Genomic DNA, 23,579 nt, shown 5'->3' on the forward strand with positions numbered 1-23,579 from the left:
CGTACCGCGTGGGCACGAGTGCCCACCCGACGCCAATTTACAGGTTGCGTGCCGAAAAAATAGCGGCGCCTGCCATCGTAGGGTGGGTACTTGTGCCCACCCCACGCCAATTCACAGGTTGCGTGCCGAAAAAATGGCGGCGCCTTGCCATCGTAGGGTGGGCACTTGTGCCCACGCCGTCTCACCATCTGAACATCGGCGCCGCCATCCCCTACTTCGCCTGCCCCGGCTTCAACAAATCCAGCAACACCGCCGTCTCCGCCGCGATGAAGGAACGCACGGTCGGCTTGAAGTCCGGCGCCCACTGTGGCGAGTGCGTGCCCGGCGGGTACTTGCCGGCGGCGCGCGCATCGGCCAGTTTCTTCGGCTCGACCGCGCCCACGTGCAGCAGGATGGACTTGATCCCGGCCTGGCCGTAGTTGGCGAAGTCTTCGGAGGTCATCTTGGCCGGCATCTCGACCACCCTGTCGGCCCCCAGCGCGCCCTGGATCGCGGCGACCGCGCGTGCGGTCAGCTGCGGATCGTTATAGACCGAATCGGCGCCGGGCACGATGTCGACCTGCGGCTTCTTCGGCGCGCCCGCGGCCATGGCTTCGCCCTCGACTTCGCGCACGATGCTGGCCAGCACGCGCTTGCGCACTTCCGGCTTGAAGGTGCGCACGGTCAGCAGCAGCTTGACCTGGTCGGGCACGATGTTCGCCTGGGTGCCGCCGTGGATGCTGCCGACGGTGATGACGACCGGGTCGGCCGGATTGTTCTCGCGCGAGATCAGGGTCTGCAGCGCCATCACGACGCGCGCCGACATGACGACCGGGTCGCGCGTTTCCTGGGGCGTCGCGCCATGTCCGCCCTGGCCGTGGATGGTGATGGTGATGGTATCGGCCGAGGCGCGGAAGTGGCCGGCATGCCAGCCCACCGTGCCGGCCGGCAGCGTGCCTTCGTCGTGCATCGACATCGCGTAGTCGGGCTTCGGGAAGCGCTTGAAGAGACCATCCTTGATCATCGCGTTTGATCCCGTCAGCGGCTCCTCGGCCGGCTGGCCGAGCAGCATCAGCGTGCCGCTCCAGGCCTTGCGGTTCTCCGCCATCAGCTTGGCGGTGGCGAACCAGGCCGACATGTGCACGTCGTGGCCGCAGGCGTGCATGGTCGGTACCGTTTCGCCCGCCGCGTTTTTCGTCGTGACGGTGCTGGCGAACGGCAGGCCGGTCTTTTCCTGCACCGGCAGCGCGTCCAGTTCCGTACGCAGCATCGCGGTCGGGCCGGGGCCGTTCTTCAGGATGGCGACGAAACCGGTGCCGCCGATGCCGGTGGTGACCTCGTAGCCCAGCGCCTTGACGCGGTCGGCAAGCTTCTTCGCGGTCTGGTGTTCGTTGAATGCCAGTTCCGGATTGCGGTGCAGGTCCTGGTAGAGCGCTTCGATGGCCGGATAATCCTTGTCGAGCTGGGCGGCGAACTCCGGCGGCAAGGCGGCAGCCTGGAGGGTTCCAGCGGCGCCCAGGCCGGCCAGCAGGAGGGGAAGAAGACGGGTGGAGGGGTTCATGAGCGTCTCGGCAAAGGGCGTCACGGAGGGCGCGGGTGAGACAGAATCTAGTGCAGATTCACGGGGGCTGCAAGAAGCACACTTCCCTTGCCCTGCTGGGCGATTTAACAATTGATGGCTTAACCATGCGGCCAAAAGTGTCGTAAAAATTTCCCTGCGTCACTTTTTCTCTGGCGCAGCATGGCCCGCACGCCTTAGAATTCGTCATCTCCGGAGCGCTTCCAGGGACGCTCCCCGGCCGCCCTGCGCGTCCATCGCCAGGCCTGCCGCCGCCCTCTTCCACCAATACCTGAAGGAATGCTGTAATGGGTTTCATTTCCAACATCAAGATCGGCAAGCGCCTCGGTCTCGGCTTCATGCTGATCCTGGCCATGACCGTGCTGATCGCCTGCGCCGGTGTCTGGCGCCTGGGCGAAGTGGCCGAAGCCACCCGTACCATGATGGCCGCGCCCCTGACCAAGGAACGCCTGATCACCGATTGGTATAGCCTGAACTACGCTTCGATCCGCCGCACCGCGGCCATCGTCAAGAGCACCGACCCGGCGCTCGGCCCGTATTTCAAGGAAGACGCGGCCGCCTCGGTGAAGAAGGCTGCCGAACTGCTCAAGCAGATCGAACCGCTGATCGACGGCGGCGAGGAAAAGGCGCTGTTCGCGCGTATCCTGGAGCAGCGCAAGGCGTATTCGGCTTCGCGCGACGGCGCCGTCAAGGCCAAGGCCGCGGGCAACGAGGAAGAAGCGGCGCGCCTGCTCGACCAGAACTTCACCCCGGCCTCGAAGCTGTACCAGGAACTGCTGCAGGAACTGGTCGTCATGCAGCGCACCAGCATCGACGCCACCGCCAAGGCGATCGACGCCAGCGCCGCCCACAGCACGAAACTCATCGCCGGCCTGACCGCCCTGGCCGTGCTGCTCGGCGCCTGGCTGTCCTGGCTGCTCACGACAAGCATCACCCGTCCGATCCGCGCCGCGGTGGACCTGGCCGAAACCGTGGCCGGCGGCGACCTGACGCGCACCATCGACGCCACCTCGCGCGACGAAACCGGTGCCCTGCTGCGCGCCCTGCGCCACATGAACGACAGCCTGGTCACGATCGTCGCCCAAGTCCGCAGCGGCACCGACACGATTGCCACCGGCTCGGCCGAAATCTCGGCCGGCAACCTGGATCTGTCGGCCCGCACCGAGCAGCAGGCCGGCGCGCTCGAAGAAACCGCCGCCTCGATGGAAGAGTTGACCACGACCGTGCGCCAGAACGCCGACAACGCCCGCCAGGCCAACGAGCTGGCGATCACGGCATCGACCGTCGCAGCCGAAGGCGGCGCCGTAGTCGGCGACGTCATCACCACCATGGGGTCGATCAACGAGTCGGCACGCAAGATCGTCGACATCATCGGCGTCATCGACGGCATCGCCTTCCAGACCAATATCCTGGCGCTGAACGCGGCCGTCGAAGCGGCTCGTGCGGGCGAACAGGGCCGCGGCTTCGCCGTCGTGGCGTCCGAAGTGCGCACGCTGGCCCAGCGTTCGGCCGCCGCCGCCAAGGAAATCAAGTCGCTCATCGGCGACTCGGTCGAGAAGGTCGACATGGGTGCCAGGCTGGTCGACCAGGCCGGCGCGACGATGGAGCAGGTGGTGGAATCGATCCGCCGCGTCACCGACATCATGGGCGAGATCACCCACGCCAGCGCCGAACAGACCGGCGGCATCGAGCAGGTCAACGCGGCCATCGGCCAGATGGACCAGGTCACGCAGCAGAACGCGGCCCTGGTCGAGGAATCGGCCGCCGCCGCGGCCTCGATGCAGACCCAGGCCGCCACGCTGGCGCAGGTGGTCGGCGTCTTCAAGCTGGCCGGCACGGCAGCGGCGCCGCAGGCGGCACGCACGACGGCACCGGCGGCCCGCCCTGCCCTGGCCGTGCGCGCCGCCAGGCCGGCCGTCAAGCCCGTGATCAAACCCGCTGCGGCGAAAGCGACCGTGCGCGTCGGCGGCGAGGAGTGGGAAGCCTTCTGACCGCTTCCGACAGAGCGGCATCGCCAGCCAAACCGCCCGCCAGCCGGGCGGTTTTTTTTCGCTGACTGGACCGCAGTCCCCGCGCGACCGCCCGCGAGCGCCGCATTGCGGGGGCACGCCGCGCTCGGGTATGATCGATCTGCCAAGTCCTTCGAAAGCGTCCGTGACCGCCGCCCGCAATCTCCTCGCCCTATGCATCGGTACCGCCCTGCTGGCGCCCCTGTCCGCCGCCGCTTGCGCCATCGCGACACCGGAACAACGTGCCGAGTACCAGCGCAAGGCGATCATCAAGGCGAAGGAAGACGTGCTCGCGCTGCGCGACCGGGCCGACCTCGTCTTCACGGGATGGCTGAAACGCCTGGACGTGCATGAGGAAACCCGCGACATGGGACCGGGCAAGAAACAGGACCTGCTGGTACACGAGGCGGTCTTCGATTCGGTCACCGAGATCAAGGGCAGTTACGTGCCCGGGCAATTGCTGTCGTTCACGACCATCAAGGACCGTATCGTGATCGGCTGCGGCACCGATTTCATGGACAGCCTGCCGCAGCAGAACGGCGCCGGCGAGCGCTACCTGGTGTATGCGAAGGACGGCGTGATCCTGCGTACGAACCACATGCCGGACAAGGCCCCGGTACTGCGCGCGTACGAAGAACTGGAAGTGATGCGCGAGAATAGATAAGGCGCTGAAAGCCGGGCGAAAGTCTGGTCAGGATGGCCATGCTTTGACGACAGCGCGCGACAACCGGCCTCGTCAGGGCATGCGCGCCTTGACGCTTACCCTGCGCTGGGGCAAAGTTGCGCCATGGCACTGCCAGAGCGCAGTGCGTCCTTCCGTTTCCGACCTCTTTTCCATGCCCATCGACTTCCAGCCGCCTCCCACGTCCGCCCAAACCCAGCCGGCCAGCGCCCCCTCCTTCGACGAACAGTACGAAAAAGCCCGCAATCTGGCCAACGGCGGCCAGCCGGCGCTTGCCGTGGCCGCCTACAACGCGCTGCTGGCGCAATCGCCCGGCAATGTCGACGTCCTGCTGGGACGCGGCATCGCCTACACGCGGCTGGAGCGCTGGGAAGATGCCCAGGCCGACCTGGAAGCGGCAAGCAAGGCCTCGCCCGACTACGCCGACGTCTGGCAGGCGCTCGGCAACCTGCACCAGTGGAATGACCGGCCGCAGCAGGCGGTCGATGCCTACAGCCGCCTGGTCGCGCTGCGCCCTGATGACGCTGCCGCCTGGATGGCACGCGCGCGTGCTTACCGCGCCCTCGGCCGCAGCGCCGAAGCGAAGGCCGACCTGGTGAAAGCGCGCGCTGCCGGCGGCAATGCCGCCGAGATCGATGCCTTTGAACAGTCGCTGCAGCCGAAGCCGCAGCCGGCGCCCCAGGAACAGCCGCAGCCACGCGCAGGCAATCCGGAAGCGGTCATGGCCGAGGGCTATACCTGGGCAACGAGCCTGTCGGGCAGCTGGACGGATGTCGGCAGCGGCCCTGCTTGGAACGACCAGACCGCCAGCGTGCGCCACTACACGAAGCGCGGCTCGCTCGGCTTCGAAACCCTGCGCGCGCACCGCTTCGACCAGACGGGCTACGCCTGGGCGCTCGACGCCTATACCGACCTGTGGGAGGGCGCGTATGCGAATATCCGCTACCAGCGCGCCCCGGCCGCTCGCCTGTTCCCGGCCAATTCCGGCCGCATCGAAATCTACCAGGCGCTTGGCAACGGCTGGGAAGCCGCGCTCGCCGACGACGTGCTCGGCTTCGATGGACGCGTCAACATCTATGGCATCACCCTCGGCAAGTACGGCGGCAACTGGTATGTGCAGCTGCGCCACCAGAACATCGTCACGGCGGATTCGCACAGCAACGGCCAGCGCCTGATGGCGCGCTACTACTATCGCGGCGACGCCGACAGTTATCTCGAAGGCACCATCAACCGTGGCCGCAGCGACGATCCGCTCTCGCTCTCGGGCGGGCGCAGCCGCTCGGGCGGCGGCAGCGTGAGCTGGGTGCGCTACTGGTCGGACAACTGGGGCACCAAGGCCAGCGCCAGCTTCTCGCGCGACGGCCAGGACGCGCGCGAACGCGGTGTCTCGGTCGGACTGTACCGCCGATGGTAAGCGGCAGCACCACGCCTGAGCGCCCGCGCGCCGCGCTTGCCTGGCTGGCGCGCGCCTTCGCCTTCCCTGTCGATGCGCTGCCGGCGCTGGTGCTGGCCTGGCTGTGCCTGCGCATTGCCGAAGCCATCCACGCCAGCAGCGCCGGCGTGCCGCAGGCGACCCTGTTCGGCGCGGGCCTGGGCAATGACCTGCTGTCGCTGCTGCGCCCGGGCTTCGTGTTCATCGCCGGCGCCCTGCCGCTGGCCCTGATTCCCTCGCTGCGCTGGCGCACGCTGGCGCTGGGCATGCTGTGGAGCGTGCTGCTGGTGGTGCATACCGGACTGCTGCAGTACCACTGGATTTCCGGCGTCCCGCTCGGGGCCGACCTGTTCGCGTATTCCAGCGACGAGGTTCGCACCACGGTCGGCGGCGGCTGGCAGGTCAGTCCGCTGCTGGGCCTCGCGCTGGTGGCGGCTTTGGCGGTGCTGTGGACGCTGCTGTCGATGAGCGTGCGCTCCTGGTGGCCGCGCGCCGGCGGACGCACCGTACTGGTCGCGGCCATGGCCAGCGCCCTCGCCTTTGCGCTGCTGCCGGTGCGCTTCGCGCCGAAGGTGGCGCGCACCGATGCCGACCTGGCCTACCTGACCAACAAGACGGCGTACTTCGTCGACAGCAACCTCGCGCACCTCTGCGGCGCGGGCGAGGAGCGCGCGCCGCAGAACGCGCAGGCCGCGCAGGCGCTGACGCCCTGGGGCCGGCAGCGATCCGCGCTACCCCTTCCTGCATGCCGAGCGCACGCCCGACACCCTCGGCCCGCTCTTCAACCCGCAGGCTGGCAAACCGCCGAAGATCGTATTCATCATCGTCGAGGGCCTGGGACGCACCTTCTCCGGACCCGGCGCGCGCCTGGGCAGCTTCACGCCCTTCCTCGACGAACTGGCGGGACGCAGCCTGTACTTCGAGAACTTCCTGGCCGGCCAGGGCCGTACCTTCGGCGTGCTCACCACCGTCTTCGGTTCGCTCCCCTTTGGCGAAAACGGCCTGACGGCCCTGGGCGAGCGCCTGCCGCGCCACGAATCGCTGCTGTCGATCCTGAAACGCCAGGACTACCGGCTGCGCTTCTATTCCGGCTCGAACCTGGAGTTCGACAACGAGGGCCTGTTCCTGCGCCGCCAGGGCGTCGACACCTTTGTCAGCGAAAAGGATTTCAGTGCGCCTTACGAACGTGCCAACGACTGGGGCTACGCCGACCGCGACCTGATGGAAGTGGCTGTGGCGCGCGAGGCCCAGGCCCCGGCGGGACCGGCGGTCGCCGTCGTCCAGACCACCAGCATGCACAGCCCCTTCACCTTCCCCGGCAAGGAAGCGTACATGCGGCGCGCGGCCGAACGCGTGGCGCAACTGAAGCTGCCGGCCGCTCCCGTGTACGAGAACGACCGCGCCATCTTCGCCAGCATTCTCTACACGGACGATGCGCTGCGCATGTTCTTCGAGCGCGCCGCCAAATGGCCGGACTACGACAACACGATCTTCGTCATCACCGGCGACCACCGCCTGCCCGAGCTGCCGATGGACACGCGCATCGAGCGCTACCACGTGCCGCTGATCGTGTACTCGCCGCTGCTGAAGGCGCCGCGCGCGATCAAGGCGATCTCCTCGCAGTTCGACATCGCGCCTTCGCTCCTGGCCTACCTGGCAAACAACCATGGCCTGCAGTCGCCGCGCGACGTCACCTGGATCGGCACCGGCCTGGACACCGAGCCGTCCTTCCGCAACCTGCACGTCATCCCGCTGAAACAGACCAAGAGCGAGATGAGCGACTTCGTCTCCGGCACGGCCTACCTGGCGCAGGGCCAGCTCTACACGATCAGCGACGGCATGCAGGCCGACCGCGGCGACGACGCGCAGGCGCTGGCACGCGCCCAGGCGCAGTTCCGCGCCTTCCTGACCGACAACGGTGCCGCCGGCCGCAGCGCGGCGCTCGGGCCCGCGCAGGCGCAGCTGGCCAGCTACGGCGGCGAGCGCACCCTGCGCACGGCAACGCTGGCGGCGGCTGCCGGCGACATTGGCGTGACCGGCCTGCGCCGGGTTGCCGGTGCGGACGGCGCGCCGGCCTTCGAGGCGACGTTCACCAACCACGGCGCCACCCGCTCGCCCGAATTCATGCCGCTGCTCGTCATCGCCAACGAGCACGGACTGGAACTGGGCGAAACGGCGGGCGCCCCGCGCACGCTGGCACCCGGCGAGCGCGCCGTCATCACCCTGCGCCCGGACCTGCGCAAGGTGGCACCGGGCAGCTATTTCGTCTCGGTCCTGCCCTCGCATCCCGACACCGGGCGCTCGATCGGCATGGGCCAGTACCACGTGGAAGCGAAGCTGTGAACATGGCCATGAAACGCTTCGCCGCGGCCCTGCTGGCCTGTGCCTGCACCCTGGCGCAGGCTGCCCCTGCCGCGCCTGCCGCCGCTACGGCGCCGCGCGCCATCTGGACCTGGGAAGAAGATTCCTATGACATGCTCGAGCAGCCCGCCGCCGCCGGACGCGCCATCGACTTCCTGAAATCGAAATCGGTCGATACCGTGTTCCTGTATGCGGACGCCTTCGGCGGGCGCAACCTCATCGTGACGCAGCCGCAGCTGTACCGGCGCCTGGTGCGGCGCCTGCACGCCTCCGGCATGAAAGCCTATGCCCTGCTCGGTTCGGGCTACCTGCACACCGAGCGCTACGTGCTGCCCCAGCACCGCGCGCAGGCGCTGGCGATGCTGCAGCGGGTGCTCGACTACAACAAGAGCGCGGCGCCCGAGGAACGCTTCGACGGCATCAACGTCGACATCGAACCGCACATCCTGGCCGAATGGTCGACCCGCAAGATGGAGCTGCTGGCGCATTTCGTCGATTTGTCTGGCGCGCTGATGCGGGCGAAACACGCATCCGGCCAGGATCTGCCGCTGGGACCGGCGATCCCCTTCTGGCTCGACGGCATCCTGCTTGACCACGGTGGCGAGAAAAAGCCCGTCAGCGAGCACGTGCAGGACCTGTACGACTACGTGGCCCTGATGGACTACCGCGACCACGCACTCGGCGGCGACGGCATCGTCAGCCACGCGATGGACGAACTGGCCTACGCCGACAAGGTCGGCAAGCGCGTGCTGATCGGCGTCGAGACGCTACCGAACAGCATCAAGAAGGTGTCGTTCGAGCACCTGAAGGAGGCCGACATGGAACGCGAACTGGGGCTGACGGCGCAGCAGGTCGGTGCCATGAAGCCCTTCGGCGGCTTCGTGATCCATCATTACGGGCAGTACCGCAGGTGGCTGGGGCTGGACTAAAGTACTCACCCAAAATAAATGTGTTGTTGGCTTCCATAACCGGCGCGTTGCTGCGTCGGCCCGCGTCCGCTTGCGGCGCAGTGCTCGCACTGCGGCGCTCTCGCCGTCTTGCACCGCATCCGGTTCTACACGCCCCCCAGGCGCGCGGCCACCTCCTCGTTGATGAGGCGGTAGTATTCGGCCCGACTTTTTCAGCTCAGACCGCCGATGAGGCCGATGACCTGCGACGAAGCGGTGGGGACAGCGGCTGGCGGCATGCGGGCTCCTTCGGGGTCGTGGGTTGACCCCGCCAGTATGGTTCCCCCTCTTCAGTCGGCCACCACGTGCCACACCTCCTTGACCTTGTCGCCCTTGCGCTCGCCCGGCTTGGTGTCGTTGGCGAACAGGTAGAGGGGCTTGCCCTTGTAGGCGAGCTGCTTGCTGCCGTCCTCGCGCGTGACGACGGAATACGGCGCCGCCGCCGGCGTGCTGCCCGCGGGTACGGGCGGCCACATCTTCACGCAGCCGTCGTTGCAGGCGCTCTTGCCGGAGCCGGCCGTATCCTTGTCGAAGGTGTAGACGGTCATGCCGGCGGCATCGACGAGCACGCCGTCGGCCTTCTTCAGGGCGGACTGCGCACCCGCCGCGGTGGCGGCCAGCAGGAGCACGGCGCCGAGCAGCGCAGGGACAGGGTGGAACGCTTTCATGGCAATCTCCCGGGGATGGTCCTGGGCTGAGTATAGACCTGGACAGTGTGCCCATTGCCGTGCGCGCGCCGTATGCGCAGATAAACAACACCCTTGTGCGTTGCCTGCTGTTCATGTTTTGAAAGCCATGTCCCGGATACACGGTACGCGGCGCCATTTCTGGCGGGAGCCAGGGATAATGGTGGCCTACCACACCTGCGCGCGTCTCACGATGATCTCCGCTCCCCTGTTCAGCCGCGCCGATGCCTTTCGCCAGCGCCTTGCCGACCACGACTGGGCGGCATCGGTGCTCGGCCCTGTCGACACCTGGCCGCTGGCCATCCGTACCGTGGTGCGCCTGATGCTCGATGCCAAGCATCCGATGTTCGTCTTCTGGGGACCTCGGCTGGGCTTGCTGTACAACGAGGCCTATACCGACTTCCTGCAGGACAAGCATCCCGCCGCCATCGGCCAGCCCTTTTCCCGGGTATGGCCGGAAATCTGGCCGGCACTGTCGCCCCTGATCGCGCGCGCCCTGGCGGGTGAATCGATTTATGTCGAGGACATGCCTTTCGTCATGTTCAGGAATGGCCGGGACGAGCAGACCTGGTTCACGTTCTCTTATTCGCCGATCTACGACGACGGCGGCCGCATCGTCGGCCTGTACGGCACCGGCGTCGACACCACGGCCAGGGTCACGACCGAGCGCCGCCTCGCCTTCCAGGTGCGCCTGGGCGACGAGCTGCGGGACCTGGCCGATCCCTACGCGATCTGTGCGCGCACGGCTGCCCCCTGCTGCGCGCCGAGCTCGCTGCCAGCCGCGTCGTGTTCAGCGAAATCGCGGCCGACGGCGAACACGGGATCTTGCACTCGAATGCGCTCGATGGCGCCTTGCCCGGGCTGACCGGCAGTGTCGCGGCGGACGACTTTGGCGACGCGGTGTTGCCGACGCTGCGCAGCGGCGAGGCCAGGGTGCACAACGACATCGTGGCCGAACTCGGCGCGCGCGACCCGCGGGCCGCGGCGCGTTTCGTCCAGGCCGGGATCAAGGCCGAATTGAGCGTGCCGGTGATGCGCAACGGACAGCTCAGCAGCGTCCTGGTCGTGCACCAGGACAAGGCGCGTGCCTGGGCCCCGCACGAGATCACCCTGGTGCAGGACATTGCCGAGCGCAGTTGGAGCGCCGTCGAGCGCGCCCGTACCGAGGCGCGCCTGCAGGACGCCCGGATGCAACTGGAACAGCTACTGGGCGAGCGCACGGCCGAGCGCGACCGCATCTGGGACATCGCCCAGGATATCCTCGCCATCGCCAGCACGGACGGCTATTTCCTGGCCTGCAATCCGGCCCTGACGCGCATGCTCGGCTGGACCGAAGCCGAACTGCGGTCCACGCCGTTCACGGCCTTTGCCCATCCCGAGCAGCTGGCGGAACTGGGTGCCGTCCTGGCACGCCTCGTCGCCGGCGAGACCGTCAATCAGTACGAGATCCGCAGCCGCCACAAGGACGGCTCCTACCGCTGGCTGTCCTGGACGGTGGTGCCGCAGGGCCCGACCCTGTACATGGCCGGGCGCGACGTCAGCGAGGCCCGGGCCCAGCAGGAAGCCTTGCGGCAGGCCGAGGGAAGCGCTGCGCCAGGCGCAGAAGATGGAAGCGATCGGCCAGCTGACCGGCGGCGTCGCCCACGACTTCAACAACATGCTGGCCGGTATCGTCGGCAACCTGCAGCTGGCGAGCCTGCACCTGAAAGCCGGCAGGACCGAACAGATCGCGCGCTACCTCGAAGGCGCCGAAAGAACGGTCGATCGCGCCGCCACGCTGACGCATCGGCTGCTGGCATTTTCGCGGCGCCAGACGCTCGATCCGCGGCCCACCGATGTCGAGCAGCTGGTCGATTCGATGCTGGACCTGATGACGCGCACCGTCGGGCCGGCCATCGGCATCGAAGTCGCGTACGGGAGCGCTTTCCGCAGTACGTATTGCGACGCCAACCAGCTGGAAAACGCACTCCTGAACCTGGCCATCAACGCGCGCGACGCCATGCCCGGCGGCGGCCGCCTCCTGATCCGCACGAGCGATATCGCGGCCACGGCAAGCGGCGGCGCCGAGGGGCAGGACTTCGTGCGCATCAGCATTGCCGACAACGGCAGCGGCATGCCGCCCGAGGTGGCGGGGCGCGCCTTCGAACCCTTCTTCACGACCAAGCCGCTCGGGCAAGGCACCGGCCTGGGCCTGTCGATGGTGTTCGGCTTCGTCAGCCAGAGCGGCGGCCGGGTGCACCTGGACTCCACGCCGGGCGCCGGCACGACAATACACCTCGACCTGCCGCGCCACCACGGCAGCGTTGTCGCCGCTGCGCCACTGCCCGCCCTGGCGACCCCGGGGCCGGCACCGCGCGCCACCATCCTGCTGGTGGACGACGAAACGGCGCTGCGTGAAGTCCTTGCCGAGCTCCTGCGCGGCGCCGGCCACGAGGTGGTCGAAGCGGAGGACGGCCCGGCCGCGCTGGCGCAGCTGGCAAGGATGAGGGAAACGCTGGCGGAGATCGACCTGCTCGTCACCGACGTCGGCCTGCCCGGCATGAACGGGCGCCAGCTGGCCGACGCTGTGCGCGAGACCGCGCCCGCCACCGCGGTGCTGTTCATTACCGGCTACGCCGAGTCGACCCCGGGCAAGGACTTCCTCGATCCTGGCATGCACATCATGGTCAAGCCCTTCCACCTCGATGCGTTCGCGGCCAGGGTGGCGGCGCTGGTCGGCGAGCAGCGCCAGGCCGCGCCGGCGGGCACGGCGCAGGATCGCCTGTAGCAGCGCCTGCTCAGGATTGCAGGATCCCGAAGTGGCCGCGCCTGCGCTGCCCGGACCTTCGGGATCGCACCGCAGGCATTACAGGAAAGTGAAAACCTGTTCCTGCGGCAGGCGCGACTTCGGCAGCCTGGCATTGAAGTCGCCCTCGGCGTGGTAGCCGACACTCAGCAGCGCCAGGCTCGACAAGCCCTGCTCGTGCAAGCCCAGTTCCGCATCCAGGGCGGCCACGTCGATGCCTTCCATTGGCGTCGTATCCACGCCCAGCGCCGCGGCGGCCAGCATGGCCTGGCCCAGCGCGATATACACCTGCTTCTCGTACCACTGCGGCAGGTCCTTGTAGGTGTAGCGGTGCAGGTTGGTGAAGTGCAGGCGGCCCTTGGCGCCACCGGCTTTGGCGGCTTCGTCGGCATAGCGGCCGTCGCGGTCTTCCTGCTCGAGCAGGCGGTCGAGGTGGCCGCCTTCGGCGTCGACGCGGGTGCAGAACAGGATCACGTGCGAGGCATCGCGAACCTTCCCTTCATTGAAGCTGTAGCCGCCCTGCACACCCTTGGCCAGGCGCGCCTTGCCTTCCGGGGAACTGGCGACGATGAAGTGCCATGGCTGGGAGTTGACCGACGAGGGGCTGTTGCGCAGCACTTCATAGATCTGCTGCATGGTCTCTTCCGGGACCTGGCGAGTCGGGTCGTAGGCCTTGGCCGTATAACGTTGTCGGGATGCTTTGACGATGTCCATGGATTCCTTGTGTTCGGATGAAGCCTGTTGAAGCAATCGCTCAACAATGCTTAACCGCACATTATTACAGGAAGCCGCAATTCGCGTGCGGAGCCGGCACTATTCCTTGCGTACTTTGCTGTTTGCGTACACCCAGGTGTATTCAGCGCCAAACAGGAAAATCTGCGCGGAATAATAGAACCAGGCGACGAGAATCACGAACGAGCCGGCCGCGCCGAAGCCCGAGGCCACGCTCGATTTCGCCAGGTACAAGCCGATCAAGGACTTGCCTACGTTGAAGAGCAAGGCTGTTACCGCGGATCCCATCCAGACGTCGTGCCAGGAGATCTTCGCGGTCGGCATGATCTTGTAGATCATCGCAAACAGCACGGTGAAGAGGGCAAACGACGCGATGAAGTTCAATACGGATGCCAACACGCTTTCCGCTGCGCCGCCCCCGCCCAGCCATTCGCCCGTCGCTGCCAGTGCCGCGCTGACGACGAGCGAAATCATCAGCATGAAAGCGAATCCAAGAACCAGTCCGAAGGACAATACCCGGCTGCGCAACCAACCCCAGATGCCCGACGGTTTCGCTTTCGCCGGCACCCGCCAGATGCGGTCCAGGTCAGTTTGCAGCTCGGCGAAAATCGCCGTTGCGCCCAGCAGCAAAAGAAAGCCGCCAACGATACTGGCGACGATTCCAGTAGATGGTTCACGCGCAGCTTTCAGCAAGCCCTGCACAGCGGTCGCCCCTTCCTGACCCATGATGCCTTGCAGCTGCGCGATGATGGCGCCTTCCGCAGCATCCTGTCCAAATACCATCCCGGCAATCGCGATGATGAGAACCAGTAACGGTGCCAGGGAAAACAGCGTGTAGTACGACAGTGCTGCCCCCATGCTCGGCGCGTAATCATCGATCCATGCGTTTGCCGCAGCCTTGAATATTTGCCACTCCCTGCCGATCCAGCTTGTCGAGGTGTGCTCGAATTGCGGGAGCGCAGGCGTGCTGATGGCTGGTTCCGCGTCCTTCGCATCGGGTTTGGCGTCCTGTGAAGGTTTGCCGTCCTGTGAATGCGTCGGAAAATAATCTCTTTCTTTCTGCACCGCGGCGGGTGTGTCGACGCTGGCATTGTTCCTGGCCGAAGCGAGAGACGCCAGCAGGGAGACAAGCACACCACCCGCCTTCAGAAAATCGCCGTTATCGTGGCTGCGTACTGGTACAAACTTCGTTACAGGCTTTTTCTTGCGTTTGAAGACCGCATAGCCCGCCGCGGCGATGCCCAGTACGGCGGCGCCGCGCACATAGGGAGAGGAAAACGCGTCCGAAGCCCTGGATTTCAACACCTCGAACTGTGCATTCATTGTCGACTCGGGAGCAGCTACGCTGGCTTCGGCTTCATGCGTTTCGTGAGCGGTAGTGGTCATATTGTCCTCATGTGGTCGATATCCGTGCCAGGCCGCCTTGGCGTGACGGCAAAATGGCGCGTTTCTTCGATTTCTTTGCTTCGTTGGCTGACTGTTTCGGTGGCCTGCCCACCGTAAGCCTTCCATCGGTAAGTTTCAGTACGGTGACTCACCATCTGCAGAAGCAAAAGAGGATTGATGCAGCTGAAAGTGCCACGGCCTTACCGAGGCCGCATTATTCAAGAACTGCAGCCCAGAAAACCTGTTTCGTCCCAGCGTAGACTTCAAGATACACTCCTGGATGCGTAGGGCCGCAGCGCATCCATCAGAGCAGCGACATTGCCTGCTGGGACGATAGTCAAGTTCGGCTGGGGCAACAGGCCACAAGCCGGCGTTGCAATGACGGGAATCCCAGCGTCGAGCGCCGTCAGTAATAGCGTGGGCCGGACTTGAACCCACGCAGGCAGCACCAGGACAGCGGCGTCGGCCATCGTCCCCATCCGCACCTCCACTCCCTCCCAGAAGTCGGACGACTCCAGCACAGGTCCCATCAAGGTAAGGGGCAGCCCCAGTTCGCGTACGCAGGCACGCAAGTCGTAGGCGCCTTTGCGGCCAAGCGTAGGTGCCGGGAACACGACATGTTGCCCCGGGGATGTGCGGGCCGGGACCGGCCGTGCCCAGTAAAGCCGGACCGTCTGTGCAAACGCGGCGGCAACCTCGGAATGCGGGGTCAGGATCTGCCCTGCCTTTTGCAAGGCCTGCATCTCGCTTGCCGCCAGTGCCGATGGCGCGCGAAAATCGCCCAGTGTCGTACTCTCGGGATGGCGCGCATGGGCGTCGTCGAGCACCGTGTGCAGTGCAGAAATGGTAGGCCCTGTCATCAGGACGTCGAAGCTTCGCCCTTGCAGCGCCCCCGTCTCCCACACGTAAGGCAGCAAGTCTTGTGAGACCACCACATGTTCGTCGAGGTAGGTGAGCGATTCCACGTAGCGGTGCGCCAGCCGCTTGCGAAACGCCAGCGCCGACATCTGGCGCGCCGCTCCCTGGTTCGACAAGCGACGGGACACCAGCGAGCGCCACAGTGCCAGCATCGGGAAGGTGGCGACCTTTCCGAAACCCTCGGTATGCCAGGCGTACTGTGGCCGGCCGTGCCGACGACCGTCCAGGGGCAGCATCAGCGTATCGCGAGGGCCTTTACGGGTCGCGATCCAGGCATCGAACTCCGGCCACAGCGCATCGACCATGAAGACGGTCCGGTGCGCCGCAGTCGCCGGCCTCGCGGCGGCCTGGCGAAAGCACGCCGTCTCGCCGCAGCTGTGGCAGCTTCGTGGTACCGGCATTTTCGGCGCGAAGGCAATGGATGCGATGGAAACGGCGCTTTTCGCCGGCACCGCGCGGGGTGAATGTTTGAGGATTCGCACACGCAGCTGCCCGTCTTCAATCCGCGCCGAGATCCCAAACGCTTCGGCGGAGCGGAAACGCAGGTCGACATAATTCCAGAACACGGTCGCATCGCGCCCGCTCTGCGCGGCTGAGCCGGGAATGACGCGGGAGTGCGCGTGGCGTTCGACGATATCGAGCCCGGCGTCGAGCGCAGCCTGATACAAGGCGTTCGACAACTGGCACAGCCCTCCGCCCACGGCCGGGATGATGCATCCTTCGCGCAGCTCTCGGCCTTCGACGTAGCCCCGGCCACGCCGCGCCTGTCCGACCTGCTTCCAGAAGCTCAATAGCTGGCCCGCCGGCACGTGCACGCCATCGATGGAGCGAAGCGCCACACGCAAGTTCTGGATTTTGCCGAGTACCAGCGCACGGTGCTCATCGGCACCGACAGTGTCGAGGACCGAGATCGCTTCGCTCCATACATGCGGCAGCGGGGCACCTGATGACCACCGCTTCAGGTCCCGCTTGAACGCGTCGGCGATCCATCGCCGCAGACGCAGCAGCGCCACCTTGCACCCGAATACGGCAGCATCGGCGCGGGTTGGTAGGCGCACTGCGCTGTCACTAGTGGTGTCCATCGTTAATAGTGTCTCTCGAGCTCGTTTGTTTGCAGAGCGCTTGCGCGCTGCGGCTTCGTCCTTCACCAATCGTCCGCATAAGTGCCTGGAACGATGATCCTGAGTGCGCGGCTTTTGAGGCTGATGGCAAGGCATTTATCCTCAATGCCTTTGATTTGATCCCAGTTATCGTCGTTGATCAACACCAGCCTTTCAACCTCGTCCATGTCGATCCTGGAGGCATAGCGGCGCGCACGGATCGACAGCGTTGAAGCGTCAAGACTGACCGTCCATGGCACGCGTGGTGTCGAGATCAGCCCCTGGGCGTTCAGGCCCAGCATCTGCGCGGCGTACGCAAGCCCAATACCACCTGTCGAGCCGACGTAAAACAGGATGACGACGATTCTCCAAAAGATGTTATCGGACCCGCGCAAATCCGACTGCTCAGGCCAGGTGATGGCGATCGCACCGAACACGAACGCCACAATCACCGCCACTGGGATCAGCCGTACGGCTAACTGGATGGTGGCAAACCTGATCGGAGATATGAGCGTCGTTGACATGCAGCTTGTTTTGAGGTGACGGGTATTGCAGTCAAAATGCGACTGCCGAGCCCTGCAGTAGACATACCCCGGTACCCGTCCGCCAAAATCATTGTCCGAAAATTGGAGGTTGAGAGCGCCTGACGAAGTCGCGAAAGCGACATGATCGCGTGACCGATCACGGACGTTCGGAATAGCTCAGTGTAAGGTGTTGTTGCTGTATGTACAAGCAAGGGGTTGTGCTAGGCGCTCTGCGCCGATTTCCTCCTGCTGCACGCGCCGCATATTTACTTGTTTTTGTTTGGCCGGTCTGCATGATGTGCGCTGCTGCACAGCAGGATCGGGCCGTAGCCCCCCGGTTCCGTGGCACGCCTGCCAGCAACAGATCCGCAACAAACATGCATCAACCCCTATAGCAGTTCAATAACAATTGCTATAATTCAATTAATACCCCGATGCAATCTCTTTGCCATCGCTCGGGTGGATTTTCCCCGGACGAACAAGAAGATGCATCCATGAAGAATCGGTCGCTGTCCATCGCGATAGCTGGCGTGGGCCTGCTGGCGGCTGGAGCGCTGCACGCGGCCGGCCTCGGCACATGCCCACGGCTGGACGCGGATGGCGGGGCGGGCGGCAGCTTTACCTGGACGACCACGTCCACGCCGGCATCCCCTGCATACGCCCCCGGCCTGCGCATCGCGCTCTGGGGCGACAGCCTCAGCTCCTCGCGCGACTTCATCGGTGCCGCCCTCGACACTGCCGGCATCGCCAAGGGCGCCGTGGCGCCCTCTTTCATCCAGGCCGGCATTCCGGTGCCCGGCTTGCAGCTACCCGTGAAAGCCGCCTGTGCCAGCAAGGGTTGGCGCGTGGCCTACGCGCACAAGGAAAAGCGCAGCCAGCCCGGATTTTCCAAGGGTTTTCTCAGCATGACAGCGGACAGCCCCGGCGAGACCATCGCGCTGGACCTGCGCGCGCCTGGATCGTCGGCGCGGGTCAAGGCTGTGACCCTGCTCTACGAGAAACCCGCGCCGGACGCCTCGCTCATGCTGGCCGTGTCGGTCGACGGCGGTGCGGAAGAGTTCGTGTCGCTGAGCCGGCGCAACAGCTCGGTCCTGCGCATCGTGCCGGACGTGCCGCTGGCCACGATCAAGCTACGCGTGGTGTCGGGAAAGGTCACCGTGCACGGCTTTGCGCCCGTCTACGACAGCGCGCCCGCGCTGCTGCTCGATTCCTTCAGCGTGCCGGGTGGCTTGCTGCGCAGCTGGTCGAACACGGCCGCGGCGCATTTTTCGGCGGCGCCGGAAGTGGCGGCCGACTACAACCTCGTCCTCGTCCAGTACGGCACCAACGAGGGCGCCGTTCCCAGCTTTTCGCGCACGAATTACCTGAGCTACCTGCGCGAGAACCTGGGGCGCATGCGCAGCTTCTATCCACGCGCGCGCTGCATCCTGGTCGGCCCGCCGGACCGCGGCAATGCCGGCGGCGGCGGCGCGCTGAAATTCGCGAACGTGCATGCCCAGATCGCGTCGGCGCAGAAGCAGGTCGGGCTCGAGCACGGTTGTGCCTTCTGGGACTGGCAGGCGGCAATGGGCGGTCCTGGCAGCGCCGCGCGCTGGGCCGCGATGCAGCCGCCGCAGATGCAGCGCGACCTGACCCACCTGACGGCAAAAGGCTACCAGCTCAGCGGCCGCATGTTTGCCCAGGCGCTGCTGCTGAACAAGCACTGAATCACGAACTGAATCACGAACTGAACCAAGAACCGAACGAAGAACCGAGCCGCTAGAGCCATGTCCCATTCCCCGATCAATCAAGGCCACCCACGTTTCGCCGAACTCGACGGCCTGCGCGCGCTGGCGGTGGCATCCGTGATCCTGTTCCACTGCGATATCTCCGGGCTGTTCGACGCAGGCTTCCTCGGCGTGGACGTGTTCTTCGCGATCTCCGGCTTCATCATCACGGCCATGCTGGTCAAGGACTACCGCGACAAGGGCGACTTCCGCTTTCGCGCGTTTTACTTTCGCCGCCTGAAGCGCCTGCTGCCGCCGGTGGTCGGCCTGGTGCTGCTGGCCACCGGCACCGCGCTGGTGTCCGATGCGGCCTTCGCCGCCTTCCGCGCCGACGTTCCAGCCGCCCTGGCGTATTGGTCGAACGTGTGGCAGATCGTCGAGAAGCAGTCCTATTTCGACACCACGCCCCACGTGCTCAAGCACCTCTGGTCGCTGGCGGTGGAAGAGCAGTTCTACCTGGTGTGGCCGCCGCTGGCCTTTTTCGTCCTGAAGCGCCATGGCCCGAAAGCCACTGGCGTGTTCGCCCTCGCGCTGGCCTTCGCCAGTACCGCCTGGATGTGGTACGGCTATGACCCGGCCATCGGCAGCGACGACCTGAACCGCCTGTACCTCGGCACCGATACCCACGCCATGGGCCTGTTCGCGGGCGCCGCGCTGGGCTGCTTCTGGAATCCCTGGGCGCGGCCCACGGCCAGCCCGCGTGCCCGCTGGGGCTGGCGCATCGCGGCCCTGGTGTCGCTTGGCGTGCTCACTTGCATGAGCGTGAGCCTGAACCCGACCAGTCCGGCCTTCTACCAGGGCGGTTTCCTGCTGGTGCCGCTGCTGACGGGCGTGGTGGCCTACTGCACCATGAACGACCGCCGCTTTTTTGTTTCGCGCCTGCTGCGCACCGACCTCGCGCAGTGGCTGGGCTCGCGCTCCTATTCCCTCTACCTGGTCCATTGGCTGGTCTTCGTCTGGCTGCAGCTGCGTGGCCATGGCGACTTTTCCAATTGGGCGGTGCTGCTTGGCGCCCTGGCGGCGGTGGCCGGTTTGTCCGAACTGATGTACCGCTGGGTCGAGATGCCTTCGAAACGCTTCAACCCGCGCAGCCTCGACAACCGCCGCATGGCGGCCTGCGTGCTCGTCTACATGGGCTCGGCCTGGTCGATCTTCGCGATCACGCTGCTCCACGCGCCGGCGGCACCGGTCGTCGCCAGCGCGCCGGCGCCGACGAGCGAGGCCGCTGCGCCCGCCGCGCCCGTGGCGGGCGCGGAACCTGCCGCCGCCGAACCCGAGGCCGCGCTTGACCCCGACGAGATGATCGCCGGCGGCGAAGACATCTTCGCCATCGGCGACTCGGTACTGCTGGGCGTGAAGCACCACCTGTCGAAAACCATTCCCGGCATCCGCGTCGACGCCCAGGTGGGACGGCAGGCGAGCCAGGGCCTGGAAGCGGTCAAGGCATGGCGCGCCAAGTCCGGCAAGGCCTCGACGGTCCTGCTGCACCTGGGGACGAACGGCTACATCAACGAAGCGCAGTTCCGCGCGCTGCTGGACGAGCTGGCGGACCGCAAGTCGGTCATCGTCATCAACGTGCGCGCGATCCGCCGCTGGACGGCGCCGAACAACGAGATGATCGCGCGCCTGGCGCCGCTCTACCCGAACGTGCACCTGATCGACTGGCATGCGCTGTCGGACGGCCATGCCGAGTTCTTCGTCAAGGATGGGATCCACCTGACGACCAAGGGCATGCGCGCGCTGACCGCGCAAATCAAGACTGCCACCGGCGGCGAAGTCATCGTGCCGGAGGAACGCGCTACAATGTTGGCTAAAGGAAATGGCGGCGAGCGTGAGCGTGGGGAGGCAGACAGGTCTGCCAAGGCCGGCAAGGCGCATGCTGCCGACGCGTCAAGGGAAGCCACGGCGGAGAAATCGACCGGCCACGCGGCTGAGCAAGCGCCGGACAAGCCATCCGAAACATCACCCGAGAAGCCGGCTGACAAGGCCGCCGAGAAGCCGGCCGACAAGGCGGCATCGGCACACGAAGCGCCTGCCGTCGCGCCACCCGAAGCCGCGAACGGCGGTGAGGCGGCAACGGAAGCGCCACCCCCTCCCCTGCGCCCCACCTGCCGCAGCCTCGATAGCGGCAGCCGGGGTGCCGGGGTGCCGGCAAGCGGGTGGTCTGACTAATTATTTGTGAAGGAGTGCCATGACTGCGATACGTGGCTTATTGACGCTCGTGAGAGTGGTGGGCGTGCTGGCGCTGGCGCTGGTGCTGTATGCCTGGGTCTATCCCGAGCAGCTGGGCAAGTGGATCGGCGCGGCGAGCAGCGAACCTGCCGTACCGGTAGCGGCGGTCGCACCCGCCGTGCCCGCCGCATCCGTGCCGGCCCAGGCTGCCCTGGCAGCTACTGGCCCGGCCGCGCCCCCGGTGGCGGCACCGGCACCGGAACCGGCCAAGCCGGCCGTCCCGCCGCCCCCGCCCGTCCCTTCGGTCCAGCTGTCGAAGTCCCAGGCCGCCATGGCCCAGTGGCTGGGCCTGAAATACCGCGTCTCGCCGGCGGCGATCGGCGCATTGATCGCCGAAGCGGACAAACTGTCGAAGTCCTACCGCCTCTCGCCCAACCTGATCATCGCGGTGATGGCCATCGAATCGAATTTTCACCCCTACATCCAGAGCGAGGCCGGTGCCCAGGGCCTGATGCAGGTGATGCCGCGCATCCACGCGAAGCGCTACCAAAAATATGGCGGCAAATCCAGCTTCATCGATCCGATCGTCAGCCTGAAGGTGGGCGCGGAGATCCTGCGCGATTGCGTCAAGCTCAAGGGCTCCGAAACCGAGGCGCTGCGTTTCTATTTCGGTGGCGGCGCGTCCAGCGACGCCTATATCGACAAGGTGCGCGCGGAGCAGCGCCGCCTGAACCAGGTGGCGGCCGGGGCACGCGTGCCGGTCGATGCGGCGCCCTGAGCGGCCCGGGCTGCACCACAGGGCATAATAACCCTGGCGCCGCCCGCCTGGCGGCTTGACGCTTTCGCCTGAATTTCTTTCATCTTTCGCCCGGCAATGCCGGCGCACGGAGGCTGCCATGCGCATCCCGGTTTTCCTGACCCTGTTTGCAGCCGTGGCGCTGCCTGTCGACGCCAATGCCCGGAGGGCGCCTGCCGTCATGCAGCTGGCCGTGCGCGCGGGTGCCAATGTGCAGCCGCTCGCCTGCGAGAAGAAGCCGGCACTCGTACGGCCCGCGGCGGAACCGAACCCGGATCCGCTCGAGATCCCCAGCGAAGACATGCTCGACGAACTCCCGGCGCCCCCACTGGACGTGCCCACCGCCGCGAACTCGCCCCTGTCCTCGCTGCGCGCGCTGCCCTCGAACGAGGGCTTTCGCATCGCCATCTGGGGCGACAGCCACCTGGCCGCGAATTTCTTCACCGAAGAGCTGGCAAAGCTCCTCAAGATCCCGGGCGACGCCCTGCCGAACCTGCTGATCCCGGCAAACATGGGCAAGGCCGGCGTGCGCCTGCCGCTGCGCCAGTCCTGCGTGTCCCCGCAATGGAAGTATGAACCCGTCTATGTCAGCGGCGAGGGGACGACGGCGCCCGGCCCGGGGCTGGTGAACATGGTCAGCGACCAGGCCGGCGCCACGCTGGCCTGGGATGTGCGCAAGGACGCGCAGTCGCCCGGCTACGAACGGGTACGCGTCCTCTACCAGCAGACCGAGGCGCCGATGCTAGTGGCCGTCAGCGTCGACGGCGGAGCGGAACAGGAAGTGACGCTGCAGCAGAAGGCCGGCCCGGCCGTGCTGGAACTCGCGGCCGACGCGCCGCTGGCGCAGGTGCGCCTGCGCCTGGTCGATGGGCGCCTGCGCTTTCACGGCCTGGAACTGGCGTCCGCGCAATCGAAGCCCTACGTGCTGGATGTCTTCGGCTATCCCGGCGCCACCGCCGCCAGCTGGAGGAGCGCCAACCAGGACTACCTGCGCGCCTGGTTCGCGCAGCGCCAGTACCAGCTGGTCATGCTCGAATTCGGCACCAACGAAGGCAACGTCAAACCCTTCGACCTGGCGGCCTACCGCAAGATGCTGACCGAATCGGTACGCAACATGAAGGCCACCTTCCCGACGGCGGCCTGCGTGCTGATCGGGCCGGGCGACCGCGGCGTGCTGGTACCGCGTTCGTTGAACGTGCGTCGAAAAGGCGCGGGCGCGGACAGGAAAGCGGGCAAGAAGGCAGGGAAAAAAGCGGCGCGGATTGCGGCGGCCAAGGGCGCGAAAAGCGGCAGGAAACGCGCGGCGGTCGACCTGTTCCAGTATTCGACCATCCACGCCGCCATCAACCGCGTGCAGGCCGAAGTGGCACAAGATGCCGGCTGCCTGGCCTGGAGCATGCAGGACGCGATGGGTGGACCGGGCCGCGCCTACGGGTGGGCGCAGCAGTCGCCGGCGCTGATGTCGAAGGACCTGATCCACTTCACGGTGGCCGGCTACCGGCGCCTGGCGCAGGAATTTGCCAAGGACATGGGCTGGACGGACGCGCCGGCGCCGTGACTGGCGTTCGCCGGTGGCTTGTCCGCCCGGTCGATCGCACGAGGCCTGCGTTCCGTCACCAGTCTTCCCTCCTCCGGGAAGCATGTACTGACAATCGCGGGCGCGCATGACGACAAGTATCGATATGCATTTGAAGAACGGTATGTAAAGATAGTAATACGTTCGTT

General features: G+C 66.2%; 18 protein-coding genes and 1 pseudogene. 12 read left to right on the top strand and 7 right to left on the bottom strand.

Features of this window, described 5'->3' with window-relative positions; all coding sequences use genetic code 11:
- Positions 1-211: 211 nt before the first annotated feature.
- On the bottom strand, positions 212-1,540 hold the full coding sequence (locus G4G28_RS18265) for an amidohydrolase (protein WP_182989363.1): 1,329 nt from the start codon (positions 1,538-1,540) through the stop codon (positions 212-214).
- A gap of 305 nt (positions 1,541-1,845) precedes the next feature.
- Here G4G28_RS18265 and G4G28_RS18270 point away from each other — a divergent pair, with 305 nt between their 5' ends.
- The 3 genes from G4G28_RS18270 (at position 1,846) to G4G28_RS18280 (ending at position 5,663) form a co-directional block, all read left to right on the top strand.
- Positions 1,846-3,549, top strand: a complete 1,704-nt coding sequence (locus G4G28_RS18270; protein ID WP_183107673.1) for a methyl-accepting chemotaxis protein — start codon at positions 1,846-1,848, stop codon at positions 3,547-3,549.
- Between the two features lie 163 nt (positions 3,550-3,712).
- Positions 3,713-4,231, top strand: a complete 519-nt coding sequence (locus G4G28_RS18275; RefSeq protein ID WP_182989364.1) for a hypothetical protein — start codon at positions 3,713-3,715, stop codon at positions 4,229-4,231.
- Positions 4,232-4,403: 172 nt separating this feature from the next.
- Positions 4,404-5,663, top strand: a complete 1,260-nt coding sequence (locus G4G28_RS18280) for a YaiO family outer membrane beta-barrel protein (RefSeq protein ID WP_183107674.1) — start codon at positions 4,404-4,406, stop codon at positions 5,661-5,663.
- Here the strand turns inward: G4G28_RS18280 and G4G28_RS18285 are convergent.
- Entirely contained in the window at positions 5,558-6,328 is a 771-nt protein-coding gene (locus tag G4G28_RS18285; RefSeq protein ID WP_183107675.1) for a hypothetical protein, read from the bottom strand. The two genes, G4G28_RS18280 and G4G28_RS18285, sit on opposite strands and share 106 nt — an antisense overlap.
- A gap of 187 nt (positions 6,329-6,515) precedes the next feature.
- Here G4G28_RS18285 and G4G28_RS18290 point away from each other — a divergent pair, with 187 nt between their 5' ends.
- Both G4G28_RS18290 and G4G28_RS18295 read left to right on the top strand, forming a co-directional pair.
- Complete coding sequence (locus G4G28_RS18290) at positions 6,516-8,024, top strand: LTA synthase family protein (protein WP_229508104.1); 1,509 nt, start codon at positions 6,516-6,518, stop codon at positions 8,022-8,024.
- 8 nt (positions 8,025-8,032) lie between these two features.
- Positions 8,033-8,971: a hypothetical protein gene (locus tag G4G28_RS18295; protein ID WP_183107676.1), complete on the top strand. Its 939-nt coding sequence runs from the start codon at positions 8,033-8,035 to the stop codon at positions 8,969-8,971.
- Positions 8,972-9,279: 308 nt separating this feature from the next.
- On the opposite strand, the gene G4G28_RS18300 is transcribed toward G4G28_RS18295, so the two are convergent.
- A complete protein-coding gene (locus G4G28_RS18300; protein ID WP_182989369.1) occupies positions 9,280-9,657 on the bottom strand; it encodes a hypothetical protein in 378 nt (125 codons plus the stop codon).
- Positions 9,658-9,835: 178 nt separating this feature from the next.
- Between G4G28_RS18300 and G4G28_RS18305 the strand changes: the two genes are divergently transcribed.
- The 3 genes and pseudogenes from G4G28_RS18305 to G4G28_RS18315 all read left to right on the top strand — a co-directional run bounded on the left by G4G28_RS18305 (position 9,836) and on the right by G4G28_RS18315 (position 12,442).
- A complete protein-coding gene (locus tag G4G28_RS18305; protein ID WP_183107677.1) occupies positions 9,836-10,540 on the top strand; it encodes a PAS domain-containing protein in 705 nt (234 codons plus the stop codon).
- Positions 10,462-11,184: pseudogene (locus G4G28_RS29400) on the top strand (PAS domain S-box protein); the annotation flags it as partial. The gene G4G28_RS18305 and the pseudogene G4G28_RS29400, both read left to right, overlap by 79 nt.
- Before the next feature lie 97 nt (positions 11,185-11,281).
- Positions 11,282-12,442 carry an ATP-binding protein gene (locus tag G4G28_RS18315; RefSeq protein ID WP_183107678.1) on the top strand — a complete coding sequence of 387 codons (1,161 nt, stop codon included), beginning with the start codon at positions 11,282-11,284 and terminating at the stop codon, positions 12,440-12,442.
- Positions 12,443-12,520: 78 nt separating this feature from the next.
- On the opposite strand, the gene nfsB is transcribed toward G4G28_RS18315, so the two are convergent.
- The 4 genes from nfsB to G4G28_RS18335 form a co-directional block, all read right to left on the bottom strand.
- Positions 12,521-13,174, bottom strand: coding sequence for an oxygen-insensitive NAD(P)H nitroreductase (gene nfsB, locus G4G28_RS18320; RefSeq protein WP_182989371.1), 654 nt, complete (start codon positions 13,172-13,174; stop codon positions 12,521-12,523).
- 99 nt (positions 13,175-13,273) lie between these two features.
- A complete protein-coding gene (locus G4G28_RS26720; RefSeq protein ID WP_229425184.1) occupies positions 13,274-14,578 on the bottom strand; it encodes a YihY/virulence factor BrkB family protein in 1,305 nt (434 codons plus the stop codon).
- Positions 14,579-14,841: 263 nt separating this feature from the next.
- Positions 14,842-16,578 carry a VanW family protein gene (locus G4G28_RS18330; RefSeq protein ID WP_182989372.1) on the bottom strand — a complete coding sequence of 579 codons (1,737 nt, stop codon included), beginning with the start codon at positions 16,576-16,578 and terminating at the stop codon, positions 14,842-14,844.
- A gap of 62 nt (positions 16,579-16,640) precedes the next feature.
- Positions 16,641-17,120: a hypothetical protein gene (locus tag G4G28_RS18335; protein ID WP_182989373.1), complete on the bottom strand. Its 480-nt coding sequence runs from the start codon at positions 17,118-17,120 to the stop codon at positions 16,641-16,643.
- A gap of 494 nt (positions 17,121-17,614) precedes the next feature.
- On the opposite strand from G4G28_RS18335, the gene G4G28_RS18340 reads away from it, so the two are divergent.
- The 4 genes from G4G28_RS18340 (at position 17,615) to G4G28_RS18355 (ending at position 23,412) form a co-directional block, all read left to right on the top strand.
- Positions 17,615-18,826, top strand: coding sequence for a GDSL-type esterase/lipase family protein (locus G4G28_RS18340; protein WP_183107679.1), 1,212 nt, complete (start codon positions 17,615-17,617; stop codon positions 18,824-18,826).
- A 60-nt stretch (positions 18,827-18,886) separates the two neighbouring features.
- Entirely contained in the window at positions 18,887-21,058 is a 2,172-nt protein-coding gene (locus G4G28_RS18345; RefSeq protein ID WP_183107680.1) for an acyltransferase family protein, read from the top strand.
- Between the two features lie 19 nt (positions 21,059-21,077).
- The gene (locus tag G4G28_RS18350) at positions 21,078-21,836 is read left to right on the top strand and encodes a transglycosylase SLT domain-containing protein (protein WP_182989377.1); all 759 of its coding nucleotides are present in this window, start codon (positions 21,078-21,080) and stop codon (positions 21,834-21,836) included.
- A gap of 118 nt (positions 21,837-21,954) precedes the next feature.
- Entirely contained in the window at positions 21,955-23,412 is a 1,458-nt protein-coding gene (locus G4G28_RS18355; RefSeq protein ID WP_183107681.1) for a GDSL-type esterase/lipase family protein, read from the top strand.
- Positions 23,413-23,579 lie beyond the last annotated feature (167 nt).

The sequence above is a fragment of the Massilia sp. Dwa41.01b genome (assembly GCF_014171775.1).
GTDB lineage: Bacteria > Pseudomonadota > Gammaproteobacteria > Burkholderiales > Burkholderiaceae_D > Telluria.

Excerpts from the sequence above, each read along its gene's own strand:
- G4G28_RS18265 (WP_182989363.1), bottom strand. The coding sequence starts at position 1,540 with ATGAACCCCTCCACCCGTCTTCTTCCCCTCCTGCTGGCCGGCCTGGGC.
- G4G28_RS18270 (WP_183107673.1), top strand. The coding sequence starts at position 1,846 with ATGGGTTTCATTTCCAACATCAAGATCGGCAAGCGCCTCGGTCTCGGC.
- G4G28_RS18280 (WP_183107674.1), top strand. The coding sequence starts at position 4,404 with ATGCCCATCGACTTCCAGCCGCCTCCCACGTCCGCCCAAACCCAGCCG.
- G4G28_RS18295 (WP_183107676.1), top strand. The coding sequence starts at position 8,033 with ATGAAACGCTTCGCCGCGGCCCTGCTGGCCTGTGCCTGCACCCTGGCG.
- G4G28_RS18300 (WP_182989369.1), bottom strand. The coding sequence starts at position 9,657 with ATGAAAGCGTTCCACCCTGTCCCTGCGCTGCTCGGCGCCGTGCTCCTG.
- G4G28_RS18305 (WP_183107677.1), top strand. The coding sequence starts at position 9,836 with ATGGTGGCCTACCACACCTGCGCGCGTCTCACGATGATCTCCGCTCCC.
- G4G28_RS18315 (WP_183107678.1), top strand. The coding sequence starts at position 11,282 with ATGGAAGCGATCGGCCAGCTGACCGGCGGCGTCGCCCACGACTTCAAC.
- nfsB (WP_182989371.1), bottom strand. The coding sequence starts at position 13,174 with ATGGACATCGTCAAAGCATCCCGACAACGTTATACGGCCAAGGCCTAC.
- G4G28_RS26720 (WP_229425184.1), bottom strand. The coding sequence starts at position 14,578 with ATGACCACTACCGCTCACGAAACGCATGAAGCCGAAGCCAGCGTAGCT.
- G4G28_RS18330 (WP_182989372.1), bottom strand. The coding sequence starts at position 16,578 with ATGGACACCACTAGTGACAGCGCAGTGCGCCTACCAACCCGCGCCGAT.
- G4G28_RS18335 (WP_182989373.1), bottom strand. The coding sequence starts at position 17,120 with ATGTCAACGACGCTCATATCTCCGATCAGGTTTGCCACCATCCAGTTA.
- G4G28_RS18340 (WP_183107679.1), top strand. The coding sequence starts at position 17,615 with ATGAAGAATCGGTCGCTGTCCATCGCGATAGCTGGCGTGGGCCTGCTG.
- G4G28_RS18345 (WP_183107680.1), top strand. The coding sequence starts at position 18,887 with ATGTCCCATTCCCCGATCAATCAAGGCCACCCACGTTTCGCCGAACTC.
- G4G28_RS18350 (WP_182989377.1), top strand. The coding sequence starts at position 21,078 with ATGACTGCGATACGTGGCTTATTGACGCTCGTGAGAGTGGTGGGCGTG.
- G4G28_RS18355 (WP_183107681.1), top strand. The coding sequence starts at position 21,955 with ATGCGCATCCCGGTTTTCCTGACCCTGTTTGCAGCCGTGGCGCTGCCT.